Annotated in this window: 22 protein-coding genes; 11 read left to right on the forward strand and 11 right to left on the reverse strand. The window is 66.2% G+C overall.

Translation table 11 applies throughout. The features are described 5' to 3' along the window. From hypE to RBT42_RS04430, 8 genes are all read left to right on the forward strand, one after another. The coding region (hypE, locus tag RBT42_RS04395) for a hydrogenase expression/formation protein HypE (protein ID WP_320362655.1) at nt 1-736 on the forward strand (736 nt) is incomplete at its 5' end. Nucleotides 737-782: 46 nt separating this feature from the next. Then, nucleotides 783-1136: a cupin domain-containing protein gene (locus RBT42_RS04400; protein ID WP_320362656.1), complete on the forward strand. Its 354-nt coding sequence runs from the start codon at nt 783-785 to the stop codon at nt 1134-1136. Nucleotides 1137-1149: 13 nt separating this feature from the next. Continuing rightward, nucleotides 1150-2916, forward strand: coding sequence for an NAD(P)H-dependent oxidoreductase subunit E (locus tag RBT42_RS04405; RefSeq protein WP_320362657.1), 1767 nt, complete (start codon nt 1150-1152; stop codon nt 2914-2916). Further along, complete coding sequence (locus RBT42_RS04410; RefSeq protein ID WP_320362658.1) at nt 2913-3680, forward strand: 2Fe-2S iron-sulfur cluster-binding protein; 768 nt, start codon at nt 2913-2915, stop codon at nt 3678-3680. The genes RBT42_RS04405 and RBT42_RS04410 overlap by 4 nt, the downstream gene beginning before the upstream one ends. Then, nucleotides 3680-4237, forward strand: coding sequence for an NADP oxidoreductase (locus RBT42_RS04415; protein ID WP_320362659.1), 558 nt, complete (start codon nt 3680-3682; stop codon nt 4235-4237). Before RBT42_RS04410 ends, RBT42_RS04415 begins: the two co-directional genes overlap by 1 nt. Before the next feature lie 6 nt (nt 4238-4243). After that, nucleotides 4244-5782, forward strand: a complete 1539-nt coding sequence (locus RBT42_RS04420; protein WP_320362660.1) for a Ni/Fe hydrogenase subunit alpha — start codon at nt 4244-4246, stop codon at nt 5780-5782. Then, nucleotides 5779-6297: a hydrogenase maturation protease gene (locus RBT42_RS04425; protein ID WP_320362661.1), complete on the forward strand. Its 519-nt coding sequence runs from the start codon at nt 5779-5781 to the stop codon at nt 6295-6297. The genes RBT42_RS04420 and RBT42_RS04425 overlap by 4 nt, the downstream gene beginning before the upstream one ends. Beyond that, the gene (locus RBT42_RS04430) at nt 6290-6631 is read left to right on the forward strand and encodes a hydrogenase maturation nickel metallochaperone HypA (protein ID WP_320362662.1); all 342 of its coding nucleotides are present in this window, start codon (nt 6290-6292) and stop codon (nt 6629-6631) included. Before RBT42_RS04425 ends, RBT42_RS04430 begins: the two co-directional genes overlap by 8 nt. 113 nt (nt 6632-6744) lie before the next feature. Here the strand turns inward: RBT42_RS04430 and RBT42_RS04435 are convergent, their stop codons facing one another. Further along, nucleotides 6745-7806 carry a phosphotransferase gene (locus RBT42_RS04435; protein WP_320362663.1) on the reverse strand — a complete coding sequence of 354 codons (1062 nt, stop codon included), beginning with the start codon at nt 7804-7806 and terminating at the stop codon, nt 6745-6747. After that, nucleotides 7803-9005 (reverse strand): acyl-CoA dehydrogenase family protein, encoded by a 1203-nt coding sequence (locus tag RBT42_RS04440; RefSeq protein ID WP_320362664.1) that lies wholly within the window; start codon nt 9003-9005, stop codon nt 7803-7805. The genes RBT42_RS04435 and RBT42_RS04440 overlap by 4 nt, the downstream gene beginning before the upstream one ends. A 137-nt stretch (nt 9006-9142) precedes the next feature. Here RBT42_RS04440 and RBT42_RS04445 point away from each other — a divergent pair, with 137 nt between their 5' ends. After that, on the forward strand, nt 9143-9799 hold the full coding sequence (locus RBT42_RS04445; RefSeq protein WP_320362665.1) for a GntR family transcriptional regulator: 657 nt from the start codon (nt 9143-9145) through the stop codon (nt 9797-9799). On the opposite strand, the gene RBT42_RS04450 is transcribed toward RBT42_RS04445, so the two are convergent. The 4 genes from RBT42_RS04450 to RBT42_RS04465 are packed head-to-tail and all read right to left on the reverse strand — an operon-like array spanning nt 9783 to nt 13851. Continuing rightward, nucleotides 9783-10520, reverse strand: coding sequence for an SGNH/GDSL hydrolase family protein (locus RBT42_RS04450; RefSeq protein ID WP_320362666.1), 738 nt, complete (start codon nt 10518-10520; stop codon nt 9783-9785). The two genes, RBT42_RS04445 and RBT42_RS04450, sit on opposite strands and share 17 nt — an antisense overlap. A gap of 29 nt (nt 10521-10549) precedes the next feature. Continuing rightward, nucleotides 10550-11365, reverse strand: a complete 816-nt coding sequence (locus RBT42_RS04455) for a crotonase/enoyl-CoA hydratase family protein (protein ID WP_320362667.1) — start codon at nt 11363-11365, stop codon at nt 10550-10552. Between the two features lie 9 nt (nt 11366-11374). After that, nucleotides 11375-11827, reverse strand: coding sequence for a nuclear transport factor 2 family protein (locus RBT42_RS04460; RefSeq protein ID WP_320362668.1), 453 nt, complete (start codon nt 11825-11827; stop codon nt 11375-11377). A gap of 2 nt (nt 11828-11829) precedes the next feature. Then, nucleotides 11830-13851: an NADPH-dependent 2,4-dienoyl-CoA reductase gene (locus tag RBT42_RS04465; protein WP_320362669.1), complete on the reverse strand. Its 2022-nt coding sequence runs from the start codon at nt 13849-13851 to the stop codon at nt 11830-11832. 161 nt (nt 13852-14012) lie between these two features. On the opposite strand from RBT42_RS04465, the gene RBT42_RS04470 reads away from it, so the two are divergent. Further along, nucleotides 14013-14591, forward strand: a complete 579-nt coding sequence (locus RBT42_RS04470) for a PadR family transcriptional regulator (protein WP_320362670.1) — start codon at nt 14013-14015, stop codon at nt 14589-14591. Nucleotides 14592-14600: 9 nt separating this feature from the next. On the opposite strand, the gene RBT42_RS04475 is transcribed toward RBT42_RS04470, so the two are convergent. Beyond that, nucleotides 14601-15347: a hypothetical protein gene (locus RBT42_RS04475; RefSeq protein WP_320362671.1), complete on the reverse strand. Its 747-nt coding sequence runs from the start codon at nt 15345-15347 to the stop codon at nt 14601-14603. A 40-nt stretch (nt 15348-15387) separates the two neighbouring features. Continuing rightward, a complete protein-coding gene (locus RBT42_RS04480; RefSeq protein WP_320362672.1) occupies nt 15388-16158 on the reverse strand; it encodes a hypothetical protein in 771 nt (256 codons plus the stop codon). 101 nt (nt 16159-16259) lie between these two features. Between RBT42_RS04480 and RBT42_RS04485 the strand changes: the two genes are divergently transcribed. Continuing rightward, entirely contained in the window at nt 16260-16478 is a 219-nt protein-coding gene (locus tag RBT42_RS04485) for an oxidoreductase-like domain-containing protein (protein ID WP_320362673.1), read from the forward strand. A gap of 41 nt (nt 16479-16519) precedes the next feature. On the opposite strand, the gene tssH is transcribed toward RBT42_RS04485, so the two are convergent. From tssH to tssF, 3 genes are read right to left on the reverse strand one after another with little or no spacing between them, the layout of a single operon-like run. Next, entirely contained in the window at nt 16520-19339 is a 2820-nt protein-coding gene (tssH, locus tag RBT42_RS04490; protein WP_320362674.1) for a type VI secretion system ATPase TssH, read from the reverse strand. 41 nt (nt 19340-19380) lie between these two features. Then, nucleotides 19381-20583, reverse strand: coding sequence for a type VI secretion system baseplate subunit TssG (gene tssG, locus RBT42_RS04495; RefSeq protein WP_320362675.1), 1203 nt, complete (start codon nt 20581-20583; stop codon nt 19381-19383). Further along, nucleotides 20547-22502: a type VI secretion system baseplate subunit TssF gene (tssF, locus tag RBT42_RS04500; protein ID WP_320362676.1), complete on the reverse strand. Its 1956-nt coding sequence runs from the start codon at nt 22500-22502 to the stop codon at nt 20547-20549. Before tssF ends, tssG begins: the two co-directional genes overlap by 37 nt. Between the last annotated feature and the right edge of the window lie 17 nt (nt 22503-22519).

Consider the following 22519-nt stretch of genomic DNA (forward strand, 5'->3'; position numbering starts at 1 on the left):
CGCCAGCTTCATCCTCGAAGAAGGCCTGCCGCTGACCGCCCTCGTGCGCATCGCCCGCTCCATGGCCGATGCGGCCTGCGAAGCCGGTGTGGCCATCGTCACCGGCGACACCAAGGTGGTCGAACGCGGCAAGGGCGACGGCGCCTACCTCAGCACCACCGGCCTCGGCTGGATCGCCCCCGGCGTGCGCTTGTCGGGCGCGAGCGCACACGTGGGCGACGCCATCGTGCTGTCCGGCTCCATCGGCGAACACGGGCTGGCCGTGCTCAGTCAGCGCGAGGGCCTGCAATTCGACTCCCCCATCGTCTCCGACACCGCCCCCTTGAACAGCCTGGTGCACGCCATGCTGGGCTGTGGTGCCCGCCTGCGCGTCTTGCGTGACCCCACCCGCGGCGGCGTGGCCACCACCCTCAACGAAATCGCCGCCGCCTCTGGCGTGGGCATGATGCTCGACGAAGCAGCCATCCCCCTGCAGCCCGCCGTGCAAGGTGCCTGCGAACTGATGGGGCTCGACCCGCTCTACCTCGCCAATGAAGGCAAGCTGCTGGCCCTGTGCCACCCCGACGACGTCGACACCCTGCTGGCCACCCTGCACACCCACCCCCTGGGCACCCAGGCCCGCTGTATTGGCACCGTCACCGAAGACCCCCATCATTTCGTGCAAATGCGCACAGCCTTCGGCGGTTGTCGTATGCTGGATTGGTTGATGGGTGACCCTCTGCCTCGCATCTGCTGAGGCCGCACCGCACGGTTCACCCGCCACCCCACACAGGAGCGCAGCCATGGCCCTCAAGCACGCCACCTCTGGAGACCTCGTTTCCACCCTGCCCTTGGGGCCGGCACTCAAAGAGACCCCCAGCCATGCCTTTGTCAAAGGGCGCCATCTGGAGGTGATCCGTCTGGTGCTCCACGCCGGCAAGGCTATGCCCCCGCACGATGTCTCGGGCGAAGTCACCGTGTTGTGCCTCGAGGGCTGCATCGAGCTGACCGTCGGCCAGGGCGTGCGCACCATGCAGCCCGGCGACCACGTCTACCTCGATGCCCGCGAGCCTCACGGTCTGCTTGCCCTGGAAGACGCCTCCGCCCTCGTCACCATCAGCCTGGTGGGCGCCCCCGGCCAAACCGCCATACGTTGACCCCGCCCGCTTCATGACCGCGACCGTGACCCTGGACGACCTGATCCACGCCTGGCCCGCCAGCCCGCAAAACCTGCTGCAGGTCTTGCGCACCATCCAGGCCCACTCCGGCCACGTCCCACCCCAGGCTATTGACGCCCTGGTGCAGCAATGGGGCCTGAGCTACACCGCTGTCCGCAGCGTGGTGAGCTTCTACCATTTCCTCAGTTTCGAGCCACGCGGCCGCTACACCGTCTACCTCAGCGACAGCGTCACCGACCGCATGTTGGGCAACGAGGCCTTGCTCACCCAACTCTGCCAACGCCTTGGCGTAGCCGAAGGCGTCACCTCCCCCGATGGCCGGGTGTCCGTGCACCGGACCGCCTGCACGGGTCTGTGCGATCAGGGTCCCGCCGGCCTCGTCAACGGCCGCCCGCTGGTGCAGCTCACGCCCCGCCGCATCGACGAAATCGCCGACCTCATCCTGTCCGACACGCCCCTGGACGCCTGGCCCGCCGACTTCTTTGCCGTGCACAACCCCGTCTGGCGCCACAGCCTCACGCTGAGCCACCCCATTGCGCCCGGCACCGGCCTGCAGGCCATGCTCAGCCGCGATGCCGACGGCATGCTGCAAGCCCTGCAAACCGCCGGCCTGCGCGGCCGTGGCGGTGCCGGCTTTGCCACCTGGCAAAAATGGCAAGCCTGCCGCAATGCCCCCGGCCCCCGCGCCATCACCTGCAATGCCGACGAGGGCGAGCCCGGCACCTTCAAAGACCGCATGCTGTTGATGCAATGGGCCCACGAGGTCTTCGAGGGCATGACCATCGCTGCCCTGACCGTCGGCGCCACCCAAGGCTTCCTCTACCTGCGTGGTGAATACGAATTCATCGCCCCGCACCTGCGCGAGGTGCTGGCCCAACGCCGCAACCAAGGCCTGCTCGGCGCCAATGTGGCCGGCAGCGGCCAGGCCTTCGACATCGCCCTGCACCTGGGCGCCGGCGCCTACGTCTGCGGCGAAGAAACCGCCCTGATCGAATCGGTGGAAGGCAAGCGCGGCATCCCTCGCACCCGCCCGCCCTTCCCCGTCGACCGGGGCTACCTCGGCCTGCCCACCGTCAACAACAACGTCGAAACCTTCGTGCAGGTGGCGCAGATCGCCGTGCACGGCGGCGACTGGTTTGCCGCCCAGGGCACTGCCCAATCCAAAGGCACCCGCATCCTCAGCGTCTCGGGTGACGTCACCCGCCCCGGCCTGTACGAAATCCCCTGGGGCATGACCGTGTCCGAAGTCCTGCAAGACGCTGGCGCGCACGACGTGCAAGCCGTGCTCGTCGGCGGCCCCTCCGGCAAGCTGATCGAAGCCAGCCAGTTGCAGCGCCAGATCAGCTTTGAAGACCTACCCACCGGCGGTGCCTTCACCGTGTTCAACCACCAGCGCGACATGCTGGATGTGGCGCGCCAGTACACCCACTTCTTCGCCCACGAATCCTGCGGCTTCTGCACACCCTGCCGCGTCGGCTGCATGCAACTGGTGGACACCGCTGACCGCCTGATGAGTGGCCACGCCAGCGCACATGACCTGGAGCGCCTGCGCGACATCGGCGCCCTCATGCAGCGCCTGAGCCACTGCGGCCTGGGCCAGACCGCCGCCCACCCGCTGCTCGACGTGCTCGCCCATTTCCCCGAACAGGTCGAGCGCCGTCTGGTGCCCAGCCTGCACGCCTTCGATCTGGACGCCGCCTGCGTCGACATGGCCCACCTGCCCACCGCCGTCCCTCACCGCACGGAAAACCCCGCATGAGCGCGCCCCAGACACCCACGCCCTCCGCCATGCCCGAGGACTCGACCGTGACCACGCCCCAGGCCGCGCCCGAGACCTTCCTGCTCGATGGCCGCCCCATCCCTTTCCAGCCCGGCCAGACCCTGATGCAGGCAGCCCAGGCTGCCGGCGTCTACATCCCGCACCTGTGCCACCACGCCGACTTCGACCCCATCGGCAGCTGCAAGGTCTGCAGCGTGCGCATCCAGGGCCGCACTGTGGCCTCGTGCACCATGCCCGCCCGTGCCGGCCTGGTGGTGGAATCTGAAACACCCGAACTCCAGCACGACCGCCAGCGCATCACCCAGATGCTCTTCGCCGAAGGCCAGCACCACTGCCCCTTCTGCGAAAAAAGCGGCGCCTGCCACCTGCAAGCTGTGGCCTACCACCTGGGCATGCAAGACACCCACTTCGTGCACACCGCCCCGCACCCAGACGTGGACGCCTCCCACCCCGACGTCTGGCTCGACCGCAGCCGCTGCATCCTGTGCGAGTTGTGCGTGCGCGCCAGCCGCGAGGTCGATGGCAAAAACGTCTTCGCCATCGGCGGGCGCGGCGCCCACACCACCTTGCTCGTCAACAGCCCCAGCGGCCAGCTGCACGACAGCGACGTGGCCGTCACCGACCGCGCCATGCACATCTGCCCCGTGGGCGCCCTGATGCCCAAGCGCCAGGGCTTCGTCATCCCCATCGGCCAGCGCCCCTACGACGCCGCCGACATCGCCCAGCGCCCGGAGGACAGTTGATGAGCACCGCCACCCCGCAGAAGAAGCTGCGCATCGCCACCTGCTCGCTGGCCGGCTGCTTCGGCTGCCACATGTCCTTCCTCGACGTGGACGAAGCCCTGGCCGACCTCATCGAGCACATCGAGTTCGACCGCAGCCCGCTCACCGACATCAAGCACGTCAGCGCCGAAGGCGTGGACATCGGCTTGATCGAAGGCGGCCTGTGCAACAAGGAAAACGTCGAGGTGCTGCGCGAATTCCGCGCCCGCTGCACCACCCTGGTCGCCGTGGGTGCCTGCGCCATGTACGGCGGCGTGCCCGCGCTGCGCAACGGCATCCCCGTCTCTGAACTCGTGGCCGAGGCCTACCTGGGCACCGATCTGCACAACCCCCAGGTCCCCTGTGACCCCGAACTGCCCCCCTTGCTCAACAAGGTGCTGCCGCTGCACGAAGTCGTGCCCATCGACGTGACCCTGGCTGGATGCCCGCCCCCGGCCGCCGCCTTCCGCGAACTGATCCTGGCCGCGCTGGCCCAACGCGCCGCCGTGATCCCCCGCACCGACCGCCATTTCGACTGAACCACCATGCCCCACCCGCTTGAAACCGCCGCCGACCCGGCCAGCCTGAACCGCGTGGTCATCGAGCCCGTCAGCCGCGTCGAAGGCCACGGCAAGGTCACCCTGCTGCTCGACGACAAGCGCAAAGTCCACCAGGCCCGCCTGCACATCGTCGAATTCCGTGGCTTCGAGCGCTTCATCCAGGGCCGCCCCTACTGGGAGGTGCCCACCCTCGTGCAACGCCTGTGCGGCATCTGTCCGGTCAGCCACCTGCTCGCCGCCAGCAAGGCCTGCGACGCCTTCGTGATCGGCAACGGCCGCATCACCCCCACCGCCGAAAAGCTGCGCCGCCTGCTGCACTTCGCGCAGGTGCTGCAGTCCAACGCCCTGCACTTCTTCCATCTCGCCTCGCCCGACCTGCTCTTTGGCTTCGACGACGCCGTGGCCCACCGCAACATCGTCGGTGTGCTGCAAGACCAGCGCGAACTCGGCCTGCAAGGCATCCGCATCCGCAAGTACGGGCAAGAGATCATTCGGCTGCTCACTGGCAAGCGCGTGCACGGCACCGGCTCGGTCCCCGGCGGCTTCAACAAGCCCCTGTCCGTGGCCGACCGCGACCTGATGCGCGCCGACATCGACCAGATCATCACCTGGTGCGAAGGCGCCCTGCAACTCGCCCGCGACCTCTTCCTGCGCGGCCAGCCCGAACAAGGCCGCTTCGCCAACTTCGCCTCCGGCTTCATGTCCCTGGTGCGCCCCGACGGCGCCGCCGACCTCTACGACGGCGCCCTGCGCGTGAAAGACGTCCAAGGCCAGCTCATCGTCGACCAGGTCGATGTGCACGACTACCAGCAGCTCATCGTCGAAGAGGTCAAGCCCTGGACCTACATGAAGTTCCCGCACCTGCGCGCGCTCGGCCCCGAGCACGGCTGGTACCGCGTCGGCCCGCTTGCCCGCGTCAACAACGCCACCTACCTCGACACCCCGCGCGCCGAAGCCGCCCGCGCCGAGTTCATGGCGTGGGGCAACGGCCAGCCCATCACCGCCTCACTGGCCCAGCACTGGGCCCGCATGATCGACACCCTGCACTGCGCCGAAGGCATCGCCCGCCTGCTGGGCGACCCCGACATCACTGGCACCGACCTGATGGCCACCGGCACCCCGCTGCGTGAAGGCATCGGCGTCATCGAAGCACCGCGCGGTACCCTGCTGCACCACTACCGCATCGGGGACAACGACCTCATCGAATACGCCAACCTCATCGTCTCGACCACGCACAACAACACCGCCATGAACGAAGCCGTGCGCAGCGTGGCCACCGAATACTTCGATGGCCGCGAAGTCACCGAAGGCCTGCTCAACCACATCGAAGTCGCCATCCGCGCCTACGACCCTTGCCTGTCGTGCGCGACCCATGCAGTCGGCAAGATGCCGCTGCGCATTGAGGTGGTCGAGCCCGATGGCCAACTGGCCGACGTTCTGCTCAAGCACGAAGACGGCACGCTGGAGCGCCCCGATCTGAGCACAGAGCCCACGGCGCGCAACTGGCCGCCCACCAGCGCATGAGCCCCTCCAGCCTGATCGAGTTCGACGAGGCGCCCTGCGACTGGGGCACCACGCTCATCGTGGCAGTAGGCAACCCCAGCCGGGGTGACGATGCCGCAGGCCCCCTGCTGGCGGAACGCCTCAGCGAGTGGCTCGACGACGAGGGCTGCATCCACCGCATGGACCTCGCCATCATCAGCGACCAGCAGCTCATGGTCGAACATGCTTACGACCTGCGATGGCGCGACCGCGTCTTGTTCATCGATGCAGCGGCACGTCAAAGCGAGCCCGTGACATGGCGCCGCATCCGTTCCGCACGTTCGGGCCCCGCCATCAGCAGCCACCAATGCACACCGCAGCAACTGCTGCACCTGTGTGCCAACACCCTCCAGATGTGCCCCCCCAGAGCCTGGCTCTTGTCCCTGAAGGGAGAATGCTTTGAGCTGGGAGCGCCAGTGTCTGAGGGCATGCGACAGGCGCTGGACCAAGCCTGGCCCGAGATCCTCCACTGGATTGCGCCAAAGCTCTATGCATGAAGCCTCCCTGGCCATCGAGGTCATCGCCCTGCTCGAACGTCAACGCGACGCGCTCTCGCGCATCACCCGCATCGTGCTCGACATCGGCGCCCTGGGCTGTGTCGATGAAGACGCGCTGCGCACCGCCTTACTGGCGGCTTTGCCAGGCACCTTGGCTGAAGGGGCTGCCATCGAGATGCACACGGTTCCGGCGCAGGCACGGTGCCTGCAATGCGGCTCAGTGTATGAACCACCCGACCGCGTTGAGCCGTGTCCGCAATGTGGGTCGGCCCGCAAGCAATGGTTGAGTGGACAATCCCTCACGCTGCGAAGCGTGGAAGGCACGCCACGCTAATGCGTCCATCAAGGTAGGCAACGCGCACCGACTGCGCCAAGCGGGGTGGCAACCATCTGCCGTGCCGAACCGGGCTCGGGCCATGAAGACGACGCCCTCTCCGTCTCTGGGGCTCACTCACGTGCCATGTAGCGCTGCGCAGCCTGCCAGCCCAGTTCCGCCAGAGGTCCGGCCTTGCGGCCGGTTTCCTCGGCATCCTCGGCCGCGGCATTGCCGTCCGCCGCGCGCTGCGCAATGCCATGCAAGATGGCCGCCATGCGGAACAGGTTGTAGGCCAGATAGTAGTCCCAGTGGCCTGCCGCATCGCGTCCGGTCGCAGCGCCGTACCAAGCAACGTACTCGGCTTCTGAGGGAATGCCGAGTGTCTCAAGGTCTAGCCCGCCAATGCCCCGCCACAGGCTTGGTGGGATGCGCCAGGCCATGCACTGGTAGGCCAAATCAGCCAAAGGGTGCCCCAAGGTCGACAACTCCCAATCCAGCACGCCGATGATGCGTGGCTCGGTGGGATGGAACACGAGGTTGTCCATCCGGTAGTCACCATGCACCAGCGTGGTCTCATCATCCTCGGGCAGGTGCGCGGGCAGCCAGTCCATCAGGCGATGCATGGCGGCGTTCACGGGCAAGGTTGATTCGCGGCACTGGCGGGACCAGCGCGCGACCTGTCGGCCCACATAGTTGCCCTCTTTGCCATAGTCGCCCAAGCCCACTGCGCGGTAGTCCACGGCATGCAGCGCAGCGATCACCCGGTTCATCTCTCGGTAGATGGACCAGCGCTCGTCGGGGGCCATTCCCGGCAGCGACTGGTCCATCAGGACGCGGCCGTGCAGGTATTCCATCACGTAGAACGGCGTGCCCAGCAGCTCGCTGCTCTCGCAGTAATGGAGCATGCGCGGCACAGGCACATTCGTCACCTCCAGGGCCTTCATCACGCGGTATTCGCGGTCGATGGCGTGGGCCGAGGCGATCAGCGTGCCGGGCGGCTTCTTGCGCAGCACATAGTCGCGGACTTCTCCGTCGTTTTCGGTCGTGATGCGATACGTGGGGTTGGATTGCCCACCTGACAGCACACGCACCTGCAGGGGGGCGCTGCCTGCGAGTCCTTGAGCACGCAGGTAGCTGCCAAGCTCTTGCACCGGCAGAGGCTGTTCGGCATGGCCTGTCGCGATGCCCGTCACGCCGCACCTCCGTGGCGCAGCAACTCGGCTTCGGCGGTCTCTGCCAAGTGGGCGAGTTTGCGGGCCATGCTCCAGCGGTGCACCTCGCTGGGGCCGTCGTAGATCCGGAAAGAGCGCATGTCGGTGAAGATGCGCATCACAGGGGTTTCCGCTGTGACCCCTTGGCCGCCAAGCATCTGCACGCTGCGGTCCACCACACGCCACTCCGCCTCGGAGCACACGACCTTGGCCCTGCTCGACTCGAAGTTGCACTTCTCGCCCTGGTCCAATAACCAGGCCGTATGCCAGATGTGCAGGCGCGCCGTCTGCAGATCCATGTCGTTGTCGGCCACCATGAAACCCACGCCTTCGTGCTCGACCAGCGGCTTGCCAAAGGCGTGGCGCTTGCGCACATAGGCCAGTGCCGTGTCGTGCGCGCGACGGGCCTGCCCCAGCCAGCGCATGCAGTGTGTCAGACGCGCTGGCGCCAAACGCACCTGGGCGTAGCGGAAGCCCTTGCCGACTTCGCCCAAGACATCGGTGGCGGGCACGCGCAGGTTGTCAAAGCGCAGCACACCATGACCGCCGGTGAAGCAGGTGTCCATCGCGTCCATGTTGCGCTCCAGCACGATGCCGGGGCGGTCCATGTCCGACAGGAACATCGTGGCCGAACCGTCCTCCATGCGCGCCATGATGATCGCGTAGTCGGCGCCCTCGGCGCCCGTGATGAACCATTTGCACCCATTGATCACATAGTCGTCGCCGTCGCGCACGGCCGTGGTGGCCAGCATCGAGGGGTCGGCGCCCGCGCCGGGTGCGGGCTCGGTCATGGCAAAACACGAGCGGGTGAGCCCCTGCACCTGAGGGCGCAGCCAGCGCTCCTTCTGAGCCGGCGTGGCCACCTCTTCCATCAGGTGGATGTTGCCCTCGTCCGGCGCATGGATGTTCAGCGCCGTCGGGCCGAGCCAGGAGTAGCCCGCTTCTTCGAACACCACGGCCTTTTCGACGTGGGTAAGGCCCAGACCGCCCATCGCGCGGGACGCGTGCGGCGTGAGCAGTCCGGCCGCCCGGGCACGTCCGATCAGTTCGCGACGCAGCGCTTCACTCGGGCCGTGGTGGCTTTGGCGCTCGTCGTTTTCGAGGGGGATCACCTGCTCGGCGATGAACTGTCGGGTCTTGTCGCGCAGCGCGCGCAGCTCTGGGGTCAGCGAAAAGTCCATGGGGCGTCTTCAAGGTTGGTCGATGGCAAACTTTATTGTTCAACCACATTGTTGAACAATAGTGTAGATCGATATTTCCTACGATCACAGCCCCTCGCCCCGATCCTGCCTCTTGCCCGCACAAGGAAACCCCGCCCATGTCCTCCGATGAAACCGCCCTCAGCGCATCGAGCGCCGTCCTCTACGGGATCCTGAACGGCTTGGCGGAACAGAAGATCGTCCCGGGTCAGCGACTCGTGGAGGTCGATCTGGCCGAGCAATACCAAGTGAGCCGCAATTCCGTGCGTGAGGCGCTGCAACAACTCGCGGCCCAAGGCGTTGTCGAACTGCTGCGCAACAAGGGGGCGGCGGTGCGATCGCTCAGCCTTCAGGAGACGCGGGAGGTGCTGGACGTGGCAGAGCGGATGACGGGCTTGCTGGCCAAAAGTGCAGCCTTGGGGATCGCTGCCGGCCAACCGAGCGACCCGATCCGTGAGGCACTCGCCGAACTCGAACGCGCCAACGCCGCACAGGATGTCGATGCGTTTGCGCGCGCACGGCGCGGCTTTTACCGCGCCCTGCTTCAAACCAGTGGCAGTCGGGAGCTCAAACGGCTGTTTCCGTCTATCCAGATGCCCATCGTTTACGCGCAGCACCGCCCTGCGACCTTGCAGAAGGTCCGCATGCGCGACTACCAACTCATGTGTGATGCGGTCCTCAGGGGGGACGCGTCAGCGGCGGACGAGGCGGGCATGGCACACGTGCGCAATGTGCGCGAAGCCATTTTCCGTGGACTCTCTAGCGACCCGGGCTGATCTGGCTGGTACGTGCGTGCGCCCGAATCCGCTCTGCCAAAGCCGCCGCCCAAGCCTCATACGCCAGCGCCCCCGGATGAAACCCGTCCTGCGCCATGTAGCGCAAGTCCATCGGAAAGTCCGCGCCCAGCACTTCACAGTCCGGCTGGCCGGCCACCCAGCGCCGCTGCGCCTTGTCCAAGCGCGTGGCACACCGCCCCAGATACCAGCGCAAAGGCTGCGGCAAAGCGGGAAACAAATGCACCGGCGGCAAGGCCGACAAGATCACCTGCTGAGCCTGATGCCGCTGCTTCAACTCCGTCACCAGAGATTGCAGACCGTGAAGCCAATGCGCCAGGTGCGTGCGCCCCGTGGCGTCGTTCACCCCCACGGCTACCACCACCACGTCGAAAGGCTCGGCAGGCAGCCCACGCACCGCCGCGCGCACATCGGCCAGCTTGTGACCCGTGCAGGCCTGCAGCCGCCAATGCACCGTGAAATCACGTGACAAGTCCTGCGTCAAGCGCCCGGTCAGCGCCTCGTCCTGATGCGCCGCGCCCACGCCCGCCGCCGACGAGTCGCCCACCACCAGCAGGCGCAACACCGGCCCCTGGCCGATCACGCCGGCTCGTGGTCCAGGCGGCTCGGGCAACACCGGCGTGCGGCGCCGCACCCAGCGCCCCTGCACCAACAGCAGCGGCGCCAAGCTCAGCGTGAGGGCCCCGTGCAACCAGCGTTCCACCTGTCGCCCTCCGCCACCGGCTGTGCCGATCAGTCCTTGAACTGCGGCGTCTGCTTGGCCATGCTGGCCATCATCGCCGTCGTCAGGTCGCTGGACATCAACATCGCCGCATTCCACGTTGCGATGTAGTTCAGGCCATCGGCCACCGAGTGGTCGCGGCTGTAGTTCAGCATTTCCTTCGTGCCGCGAATCGACAGCGGCGACTTCGACGCAATCAAAGCCGCCATCTCGCGCACACCCGCCTGCATCGCCTCACGCGTCTCGAACACCTGGTTGACCAGGCCAATGCGCAGCGCCTCATCGGCCAGCACCTTGCGGCCCGTGAACGCCATCTCGCGCACGATGCCCTGGTTGCCAATCAGCTTGGGCAAACGCTGCAGTGTGCCCACGTCGGCCACCATGCCAATGTCGATTTCCTTGATCGTGAAATACGCATCGGCCGAGCAATAGCGCATGTCGGTGCAGCTGATCAGGTCCACCCCGCCACCCACGCAGCCGTTGTGGATGGCAGCCAGCACCGGCTTGCGGCAGCGTTCGATGCTGCTGAGCGTGTCCTGCAACTCCAGCACCAGCGCCCGCAGCTTCTCGCGCGAACGGCCATCGCAGTCGTCCTTGATCTGGGCTTGCAGGCCCATCATCATCGTCAGATCAATGCCCGAGGTGAAGTGCTTGCCCTCACCTTCCACAATCACCACGCGCACTTCCGGCGTACGGTCGGCCCACTGCATCGCGCTGCGGATGTCCTGCCACATCTGCCAGTTCATGGCATTGGCCTTCTCAGGCCGGTTGAGCTTGACGGTGGCAATGTGCTGGTCCACCGACACAGCCAGGGTTTCAAATTGCATGGAGATTTCTCACTGTCCAGGTTGAGACATTTGGGCTTTGTAGGCCGGCAGGTAGGCGGCCAGGCGTGCGCCCATCTCGGCACCCAGGGCCTGCAGCCCGCTCATCGGTCGCACCATCACCTCAAAGTCCACGATCTTGCCGTCTTCATCGAAGCGGATCATGTCGATGCCCTTGAGCTGCTTGTCGGCCACCGTGGCGCTGAACTCCAACACCACGTTCAGGCCGTCGTCAGACACGAGCGTGCGGTGGTAGGTGAAGTCCTTGAACACCTGCAGCACCGTGGTCAGGATGAGGTTCACCGCTGTGGCACTCACATACGGCTTGAAGGCCATCGGCGAGCGGAACACCGCATCGTCGCGCAGGATCGAGGGCAAGCGCCCCAGATCCTGCTGCGCCACCATCTCGTGCCACAGCGCCAGCGAGGCCGCCGCCTGCGGATTCAAGTTGGGTGACATCGCCATGATCAGAGCGCCGCAGCGACTTCGGTGCCTTGCTTGATGGCGCGCTTGGCGTCCAGCTCGGCGGCCACATCGGCCCCACCGATCAGGGTCACCTTCTGGCCCGCCGCCTCCAGACCGGCCTGCAGTTCGCGGAAGGGCTCCTGGCCTGCACACAGCACCACGTTGTCCACCGGCAGCAGCACGTCCTTGCCACCCACGGTGATGTGCAGACCTGCGTCGTCGATCTTGTTGTACGTCGCGCCGGCAATCATCTCCACATTGCGGTTCTTCAGCGAGGTGCGGTGGATCCAGCCCGTGGTCTTGCCCAGGCCGTCGCCCACCTTGCTGGTCTTGCGCTGCAGCAGGAAGATCTGACGCGGTGGCTTGGGCAGGTGCGGCGCCTTGATGCCACCGCGCTCGGCGTAACCCGAGTCAATGCCCCATTCCTCATTGAACTTCGCCAGGTTCAGCGAGGGGCTCTCGCCTTCATGGGTCAGGTACTCTGAGACGTCAAAGCCGATGCCACCGGCGCCGATCACGGCCACGGTCTTGCCCACCGGCTTCTTGTCACGCAGCACGTCCAGGTAGCTCAGCACCTTCGGATGGTCCACACCTTCGATGGCGGGCGTACGCGGCGACACGCCGGTGGCCAGGATGATCTCGTCAAAGCCACCCTTGACCAGGTCGTCCACTGACACGCGGGTGTTGAACCGCGCGTTCACGCCCGAGGCCTTCAGCTCATTGCGGTAGTAGCGCAGGGTCTCGTAGAACTCTTCCTTGCCCGGGATCTGCTTGGCGATGTTGAACTGGCCGCCCACATCCTCGCCAGCTTCAAACAGCGTCACGTCGTGACCACGGCGAGCGGCCGTCGTCGATGCAGCCAAACCGGCCGGGCCCGCGCCCACCACGGCCACGCGCTTCTTCGCCGTCACCGGCTCAATCTTCAAGATCGTCTCGTGGCAGGCACGCGGGTTCACCAGGCACGAGGTGATCTTGCCGCTGAAGGTGTGATCCAGGCAGGCCTGGTTGCAGCCGATGCAGGTGTTGATCTCATCGGCCTTGCCAGCAGCCGCCTTGTTCACGAAGTCAGGGTCAGCCAGCAGCGGACGCGCCATCGACACCATGTCGGCGCAGCCCTCGGCCAGGATCTTCTCGCCCACTTCCGGCGTGTTGATGCGGTTGGTCGTGATCAGCGGGATCTTGACCTTGCCCTTCATCTTCTGCGTCACCCAGGCAAAGGCACCGCGCGGCACGCTGGTGGCAATGGTCGGGATGCGGGCCTCGTGCCAACCGATGCCGGTGTTGATGATGGTGGCGCCAGCGGCTTCCACCGCCTGGGCCAGTTGCACCACTTCGTCAAAGGTCGAACCACCCTCCACCAGGTCCAGCATGGACAGGCGGTAGATGATGATGAAGTTCGGGCCCACGCGCTCACGGGTGCGGCGCACGATCTCCACCGGGAAGCGCATGCGGTTCTCGTACGCGCCACCCCACTCGTCGTCACGCTGGTTGGTGCGCGCGGCGATGAACTCGTTGATCAGGTAGCCTTCCGAGCCCATGATCTCCACGCCGTCGTAGCCGGCCTTCTGGGCCATGGCTGCGCTGTGCGCGTAGTCATTGATCGTGCGCTCCACCTCTTCGGTGGTCAGCGCGCGCGGGGGCATCGGCGAAATCGGCGCCTTGATGGCGCTCGGGCCCACCAGGCCAGGGTGGTAGGCATAGCGGCCAAAGTGCAGGATCTGCATGGCGATCTTGCCGCCCGCAGCGTGCACGGCATCCGTCACCACCTTGTGCTGGGCGGCCTCTTCTTCCGTGGCCATGCGGGCACCACCGGGGTACGGACGACCATCGTCATTGGGCGCAATGCCGCCGGTCACCATCAGCGCCACCCCACCACGGGCACGCTCGGCATAGAACGCAGCCATGCGCTCGAAGCCATCCTTGGCTTCTTCCAGGCCCACGTGCATCGATCCCATCAGGACACGGTTGCGCAGCGTGGTGAAACCCAGGTCAAGCGGTTGCAAAAGGTGGGGATAGGCGCTCATGGGAATGGCTCTCTGGTGATGAAGGATGGGGATGGCCGGTTAGATCGGCACTTTTGATCAATGCAGCAACTATGCAACCAGTTGCATGAATGCATATTAGGGGATTCGCGGGCGCTATGCAACTGGTTGCATAGTTGAGAAGCGGGACGTAGACTGGCGCCATGTCGCTCTCCCACGCCTTGATGACGTCCCTGCTGGAAAAATCGTCCTCAGGCTACGACCTCGCCCGCCGTTTCGACAAGTCCATCGGCTACTTCTGGCGCGCCACCCACCAGCAGATTTACCGTGAGCTGGCCCGCATGGAGAAGGCCGGCTGGATCGCATCGGAAGCCGCCCCTGACGGTGGCCGCACCCGCAAGAAGATCTACCGCGTGCTCGACGCCGGCCGCACCGAACTGGAACGCTGGGCCCGCGAGCCCGCCCCTCTCGTGGACATGCGCGACGAGTTCATGGTGCGCCTGCGCGCCGACGCCGTCATCGGCCCTCTGGGCTTGCATGCCGAGATCGAGCGCCGACTGGCCCTGCACAGCACCAAGCTCGCTGCCTACCGCGCCATCGAAACCCGCGACTTCCCGGCTGAGCAGGTTCTCACCCGCGAGGCCCGCATCCAGCACCTGATCCTGCAGACCGGGATCATGTACGAGCAAAGCTGGGTGCATTGGTGCCAGGAAGCCCTGAAGGTGCTCCAGGACGACGAACCCGCGGCCCTGGCGCCCCCACCGACGGCCGACGCCCAATAAAGGCGTGCGTCAAGGCGCCTTGACGAATCCTGCCTGGGTGGTGATCCAGGCCAGGTCAAACGGCAGACGCAAGCGCGTGTCCGTGATCGTCATCGGCACCGGCTCCTGCGGCCCGAACAGCCGGAACGCGGTCTGCGACTGCATCTGCGCCACGATGTCGCTCCGCACCTGAGGCCGCAGCGCCATCACCGTGTCCACCGGCACCCGCACGGTCTCATTGAGCTCGCCGCTCACCGCCAGGTCCAGGTCCAGCGGCACTTTCGTCTTCACGGGAACCCGCAAGCGCACCGGTAAACGAATCTGCACCGGCACCGTCACATCCAGCGCAGGCAACCAGCGGTGCACCGGCGCATGCAAGCGCGCCACCGTGTTCACCTCCACCTCGTGCGCCACTTGCACCTCCGTGGACACCGGCAGTGTCGTGGCCAGACGCACCCGCGCGTGCACACTGTCCTGCAAGGTCACCGGCACCTCCTGGCGCACAGGCACCTGCACTCGCAAGGTGGGCGGCACCTGCAAGGTCAAAGGAGACGACACCTCCGCCAGGGCCGGCAGCCCGGACGGCAGGCGCAGCCGCACCGCCTGCTCGCGCACGGTGATGTGGCTCTCGAAGTGCGCGTAAAACCACATCACCCCGCCCGCCATCAAAGCCAGCCAGAGCAGAAGCAAGCCCACTGTCACAGCCAGCAACGCACCCGGCCGCACCGGTCGATGCCAGCCGCGCGGGGCGTCAGCCGTGGCGGGGTGGACGCTCATCGTGCGCAGGCCCTGTCTCGTGCGTTCACGGTGCTGGGCATCACGGCGCCGACGCCTCTCTCACACCCAGCGTCACCGAGCGGAACGGAATGGTGAGGTCCATCAGGTCCAACCCCGCCTGCACCGTGGGCTGCGGGAAGGTCAGCTTGGCGCTCACCGGCGCCATCAAGGGCACGGCCAAAGCCTGGCGGATCGGCACCTGGGTCTCGATCACCGTGTCGATGTGCGTGCGCAAAGGCGCCTGCATCGTCACCTGGGCGGTGCGAACCAGCGCCACCGGCAGATCATGCTGGATCGGGATGTTCAGATCGATCGGTACCGATGCCTTCACCGGCACCTTGCCCTGGATCGGCAAGGTCATCGCGATGCCCATCACCTTGGTCTGCACATGCGTATCCAGGTCAATCACCTGATCCACCTCGATCACCTGCTTGATCGGCACCGTCATCCGAATCGGCACCACCGTGTCGATGCTCACGGTCATCGGCACCGCCTGCTTCAGCGCAATGTCCAGATCATGCTGGATCGGCACGCGCAACGGCACCGTCTGGTCCACCTGCACCTGGATCTTGCGGCTCACCTCGGCCTCCACCGCCAGCTCCTGGGGCAAGCGGATCTGCACGTCCTGCTCCTGCAAGACCACCCGCGCCGCCAGGTTCTGCCAGGCCCACCAGCCCGCCGCCAGCGCCACCCCGCACATCAGCAACAGCAAGGTCACGGCCGTCAGGATCAGGTGCTTCCAGGTCACCGCATGGCCATAGACCGCCAGCATGGGGTCAGCGCTCGGTGGCATGTACGGTGCTGCGGACATCTCAGGGGTGTCAGACGGGTCAAAGGGCGTTTGGATCACCAATCGACTATGCCATGCCCGACTCGGTAAAATGGGGCGTTTCGACGAGACCTGTGTCGCCCATGAACCCGCAAGATGGCGAATTCCACGACCTGCCCTCTGCCCGGGCCATGTTCGCCGCCCTGCAGGCGCGGGCCGAAGCGCAAGGCCTGAGCCTGCGCCCCCCGCCTCCCGAGCCCACCAGTTGCTGCGGCCGCGGCTGCAACGGCTGCGTCTGGGAGGGCTACTACGCCGCCACCACCTACTGGCGCGACGAAGCGCTGCTCATCCTGTCGGACTGACACGGCGCGCCACTTGCGCGCCGGTCCTGAACCCGCCGTTCTCAGCTCACCTTGAACTTGAACTGACCGTCCTTACCGGCCGACACCTTGATCTTCTGAATCGGGCGCCCTTCGGCCATGCGCGCCAGCACACTGTCGGCCACCTCAGGCAACAGGGCACCGTTGAGGATGTGGTCCACGGCCCGCGCGCCCGTGTCCACCTCGGTACAACGCGCCAGCACGGTGTCGATCAGGGCATCGTCATAAGCCAACTCAGCCTGGTGGTTCGCCTTCACACGCGCCGCAATGCGGTCGAGCTTGAGCTTGATGACGTCAGCCAGCACATCGTCGTTCAAGGGGTAGTACGGCACCACCTTGGTCCGCCCCACAAAGGCCGGCTTGAAGGTCTTGTACAGCGTCGGGCGCAGCACCTCGGCCAGCGTGTCGGCATCCGGCAGCACCTCAGCCGACTTCATCACCGCGCCACCGAGTTCCTCGTCTTGCTGGAAGCAGGCCTGCATGATGTGCTGCGAGCCCGCGTTCGAGGTCAGAATGATCACCGTGTTGCGGAAGTCAATCTCACGCCCCTCGGCATCGTCCATCAGGCCCTTGTCGAACACCTGGAAGAACATCTCCAGCACATCGGGATGGGCCTTCTCCACCTCGTCCAGCAACACCACGCTGTAAGGCTTGCGACGCACGGCCTCGGTCAGCACGCCGCCTTCTCCATAGCCCACGTAACCGGGGGGCGAGCCCTTCAGGCCGCTCACGCTGTGCGCTTCCTGGTACTCGCTCATGTTGATGGTGATGAGGTTGCGCTCACCGCCGTACAGGATGTCGGCCAGCGCCAGCGCGGTCTCAGTCTTGCCCACACCGCTCGGCCCCACGAACAGGAACACGCCCTTGGGCTTGTTCGGGTCTTCCAGCCCGGCACGCGCGGTGCGCACACGCTGGGCAATGGCGGCCAGCGCGTGGTCCTGCCCGATCACCCGCTCCTGCAAGGTCGCCTGCAGATTGCGCACGGTCTGGATCTCGTCCTTCACCATCTTGCCAAGCGGGATGCCCGTCCAGGCCGCGATGATCTCGGCCACCACATGGCCGTCCACCTGCATCGGCACCAATGGGGCTTCGCCCTGCAGCGCGGCCAATTCGGCCTGCTTGGCGGCCAGCAACTCGTGATCGGCGCTGGCAAACACCGACAGACCCGACTTCTTGCGTCCCTTCGTCGCAGCGGGCGTCGGAGTCGGTGCCGGGCTCGTCGAGGCAGACACAGCGGCCGCCTGGCCCGCCACGGCTGCGTCACCCTGCGCCACCTCGGCCATCGACAGGCCACCAGCCTGGTGCTCCAGTTTGTCGCGCAACACGCGGATGTCTTGCACCAGTTGCTGCTCCTGCACCCAACGCGCCTCATCGGCCTTCAGCGTTGCCTCCAGCGACTCGCGCGTCAGGCGCAGCTCATTGAGTCGGTCGTCATGGCGCGCACCTGCAGCCACTTCGCGCAACAGGGCCGCCGCTTCCGCATCCAGGCGCTCCAGATGCTTGCGGGTCTCTTCAATGCGCGCGGGCGTGGCGCTCTGCCCCAAGGCCACCTTGGCACACGCCGTGTCCAGCACGCTCACCGCCTTGTCCGGCAACTGACGCCCACTGATGTAACGCGCCGACAAGCGCACCGCCTCCGCAATCGCCTCGTCCAGCAAACGCACGCCAAAGTGCTTTTCCATCAAGGGCGCCATGCCCCGCAGCATCGCGCAGGCCAGCTCCTCGCTCGGCTCTTCCACCTTGATGACCTGGAAGCGCCGCGCCAGCGCCGCATCCTTCTCGAAATACTTCTTGTACTCGCCCCAGGTGGTCGCGGCAATCGTGCGCAACTCACCGCGCGCCAAGGCAGGCTTGAGCAGGTTGGCCGCATCGTTCTGCCCTGCCTGCCCGCCTGCACCGATCATGGTGTGCGCCTCATCGATGAACAGGATGATCGGGTGCGGGCTGCGCTTGACCTCATCGATCACGTTCTTGAGCCGGTTCTCGAACTCGCCCTTCACCGAAGCCCCGGCCTGCAGCAGGCCCATGTCCAGCACATGGATGGCCACGCTCTGCAAAGGCGCAGGCACATCGCCCAGGGCCACACGCAGCGCCAAGCCTTCGACGACCGCGGTCTTGCCCACGCCCGCCTCACCCGTCAGAATGGGGTTGTTCTGTCGACGGCGCATCAGGATGTCGATGGCCTGGCGGATCTCGCTGTCACGACCAATCACCGGGTCCACCTTGCCCTCGCGGGCACGCTGCGTCAGGTTGGTCGTGAACTGGTCGAGCGCGGGTGTCTTGCCACCCAGCGCTGCCCCCGTCGTCCCCTCACGTTCGGCCTCACCACCGGCTGCCGGCGCCTGCGCATCCCGCACCGACTGCGCCGCCTCCACCGAACCCTGTGTGATGTCGTTCAAGCGGTGCTTCAGCTCTTCCAACTTGAACCTAGCAAACTGGCTGGACACCCGACGTGCCAACTGACTCAAGCTCGGCTCGGTCAACAGCGCCAGCAGCACATGCGCACTGCGGATGCGCGCGGCGTGTGACTCCAGCGAGGCGATCAGCCACGCGTGCTCCAACAACACCGGTAGGTGCGCCGAGAACACCGGCGTGCGTGTGTTCCCGTCCTTGAACTGGCTGAGCTCGGTTTCCAGATCACGCTGCAGCGCCGTCACCGACACCTCGAAGCGCTGACACAGCACCGCCAGATCGGTCTGAGGCTGCTCCAGCAGCGCCAGCATGAAATGCTCCAGGTCCACCTCGAAATGCCCCCGCGCCATGCACAGGCTGGCAGCCCGCTCGGCCGCGCGCCGCGTGGTGTCGTTGAGCTTGGAGATCAAGGTCTTGAGGTTCTGACTCATGGTGATGACAGCGTTGGATAAGCCAAGGAAATGACGCCAGCTCAAGCGGCCGCATGGATGTCGTAATGCACATCCGAGCGGTCCTGCGTGGCCGGTCTGGTTTGTAAAAAGGTGTCCCAGCCCAGGCGGGCCTCATGGAGAGATCGGTGCGAGCCCAGCGTGCAGCCCTGCACCTCGTCGCGTTGCAGGGTCAGGTTGACCTCGTACTCCAGGGCCACGCCGTTGAGCATGGTCAGCCACGACTTCAAGGCCGCCGCGCCCCGCCCACCCGGCAGAAAGCGCCGCAGACCGGCGCGGTCCAGGGGCCCCAACACGACGCGCATGCGCAGATCACGCTGCCAGACGCGCTCACCCAACATGGCCGAACGCCCCAGCACACCCGTGGTCGGCACCTGTCCGGCCCGCCCCCCCGCGATCACGCCCAGATGGCCCCAGGCCTCGTCCGGCAGGCGATACCAGCGCCCCACGAACTGTTCGATTCGCACGGGCACCTTCAGGTAAGACTGCAGCACCTGCTGCAACTGCCGTGCCGACAGCGTGCGACGCTGCAAGGCCCCCGCATGGAAAGCCAGCGACTCATCCGCCACGCCACCAAAAGCCCCCTGCAGCCGCTCGCGCAGGCCCTTCTGCCCCAGCCCGGCCAAGGCCAGCACCTCGGGCAAAAATCGCTGCCGCTGCGCGCCCTCGTACTGCACCGCCATGCGGTGCTTGCGCCACGCCTGGTAGAACAGCGCCACCGCCCGGTGACTGAACACGTCCAGGAAGGCACGCGCCGCGCGGTCCTTGTGAAAGTGTTCCCGTTGAGCCAAGGTCTCGGTGTAGTACAGCGGCAAGGCACCGGTCACGCCCAGCAAGCCCATGAACGCTGGCGTCAGGTCAATGCGTGCCACCTCGTGGCTGCGCGGCAACCGGGCGGCTGCGCCGTCGCCCGCTTCCCCTGAAGCCGCCAGCACCGCATCGAGCGCCTGCTCAGCCACATTCCCCGGCACCGCGTCACCCCCCGCAGGGCGAGGCGCTGCGAGCTCAGCGTGCCGCTGCACCTCCAGCGACTCGATCTCGCTGGGCGGAAACGACAAAGCCAGGCTGTTGCGAAAGTTCAGGCGCGACAGCCCCTGCCCGGGCTGCCCGCCCTCGGCCAACCACCCCTCCAGCAGCCGCACGGCCTGGAAAAAGCTGAACTGCTGCGGGTTCTGCAGCAGCTCCTCGATCACACCAGCGGCAGCTCGCCGTTGCGCGGGGGGCATGTCAACACCTCTTCCTGTGTGCGAGCCGACACCAGCGTCAGCTTCGTGAAACTGTTGGCGTGCACATACAGGCCAAAGAAATGGTCGAGCACGGCGGCAAACAGGCCCAAGCCCGTGCCCACAAAGCTGCCCTCGTCGACGGTGAGTCGCACCTCGGTCCCGCGCACAAAGCTGGCGTAGGGCTCGCCCTGCAACCACGCCGTCGCCGGCCGGAACTCGATCGCCACCAGTCCATCGAGCTGACGACGGTTGCTCGCGCTGCGCGGCAGGTCGTACAACCTCAACATTTCCTTGAGCGCGTCAATGCCGCCGCCTGACAAGGACAGGTGGTTGAGCGACAAGTGCGAAATCAAACGCCACAAGGCCCCCCTCCCCCGCTCAAAGCGCTGGCTGGCGGTGGGCTTGCGCAGCAGACGGATCTCCTTGGCCGGCCCGCCACCCTCCATGAACAGATCCCCGCCGGGCGTGCCCGGTGCCAGCAGACTGGGCAGATCCCGGTTGGTCGCAGTGACGTCCAGCGACAAGGTCTCGACGCTGGGCAGGATCGGATCGAAAGACTCGTCCACCAAGGTCAGCGACACCTCATAGCCGGGGCTGTGCAAGGCCACATCCTCGTCACGCTGCAACTGCCAGTACGCCAGGCAGCGTGCGCCGCCACGACGCTGCCGGGTGCACGCCGCACTGAGCGTGGCCGGCAAATCGTCATCCCCCATCTCCTCGTCGGACCACAGCTCATCGTGCTGCAGTGAGAAGAACGGACGCACCTCATCCACCGCTTCACCGACCGTCGTCTGGCGCACGCGATACACCCGGTCCAGCGAGTACAACTCGTAGCCATAGGCCTTGCGGGCGTCCACCACCACCGGGTAGTCGGCGGCCTTGTGGGTGATGCGAATCGGGTCAGCCGCTTGCGTGAACAGGTTGACCACGGGGGTGGCCCCGAGCACCACGTTGTGCGCCGCCACGGTCTCGAGCAAACGCGACTCGTCCGAGTCGGCCCGCACCTCGCGCAGGGGAATGTGCAGGACCACACTGCGCGGCCCCCCTTCGTCTTCACCCGCAACCGGCGCACCACCCGCCACACTCAGGGCCGGCAGCTCCACAAAATTGAACTTCTCGGGAAAGGCGAAGTACTCGGTCAACAGCCGGTACGCCGGATTGGCCCGTGCATCCCAGTCGATCAGCGCCTCCTCGTCGGCAAAGCCGCGCAAGGTCGGCAGCCGCATCCGGCCATCGACGGTGGCGGGCGGCAGCTGCCAGGGATGGTGCGCTTGCCACTGCAGCATCACGGCCAGCGCCTTGTTGCACAGCACCTCCCGCAAGGCGCTGACCTGGGAGGCCTCGCCATCAAGGTACACGCTCAAGGGCTCGCTCAAGATGGCCTGCCACGACATCTGCGGCGACAACTTCTCGAGCGTGATCGACAACACCGAGCTCGCCCCAGCCGGCACCCGGCTGCCGGGCGGCGCCCCCACGGCATTGCGGAACGACACCTCGCTCACCCGCACCGGCACCAGACGCACATCTTGCGTGGTGCGAAAGCGACAGGTCACCCCCTTGACCGCACGGCTCGTCATGGGGGTGCCACGCGGCAGCACCACGCTCTTGCTCATCTGCCCGGCGGCCGCACCCAGGTCCAGACAGGCAATCGCGCAAGACGGGAAGGGTCGCAGGTAGTGCGGATACAGCACTTCCAGCAGCGACTCGGTGAACAGCGGGAAGTCATCGTCCAGGCGCTTGTGGATGCGCGAGCTGAGGAAGGCGAACGACTCCATCAGCCGCTCGACATGGGGATCGTCCCCGACATCCCCCGTCAGCTGCAAACGCCCGGCGATCTTCGGGTAACGACGCGCAAAGTCCGCCGAGCGCGTGCGCAGGAACGCCAGCTCTCTCTCGTAATGGGGCAACAACTCATCCATGACTAGCGCCTGACGAA

Source organism: Aquabacterium sp. (genome assembly GCF_034003525.1).
Lineage (GTDB): Bacteria > Pseudomonadota > Gammaproteobacteria > Burkholderiales > Burkholderiaceae_C > Aquabacterium.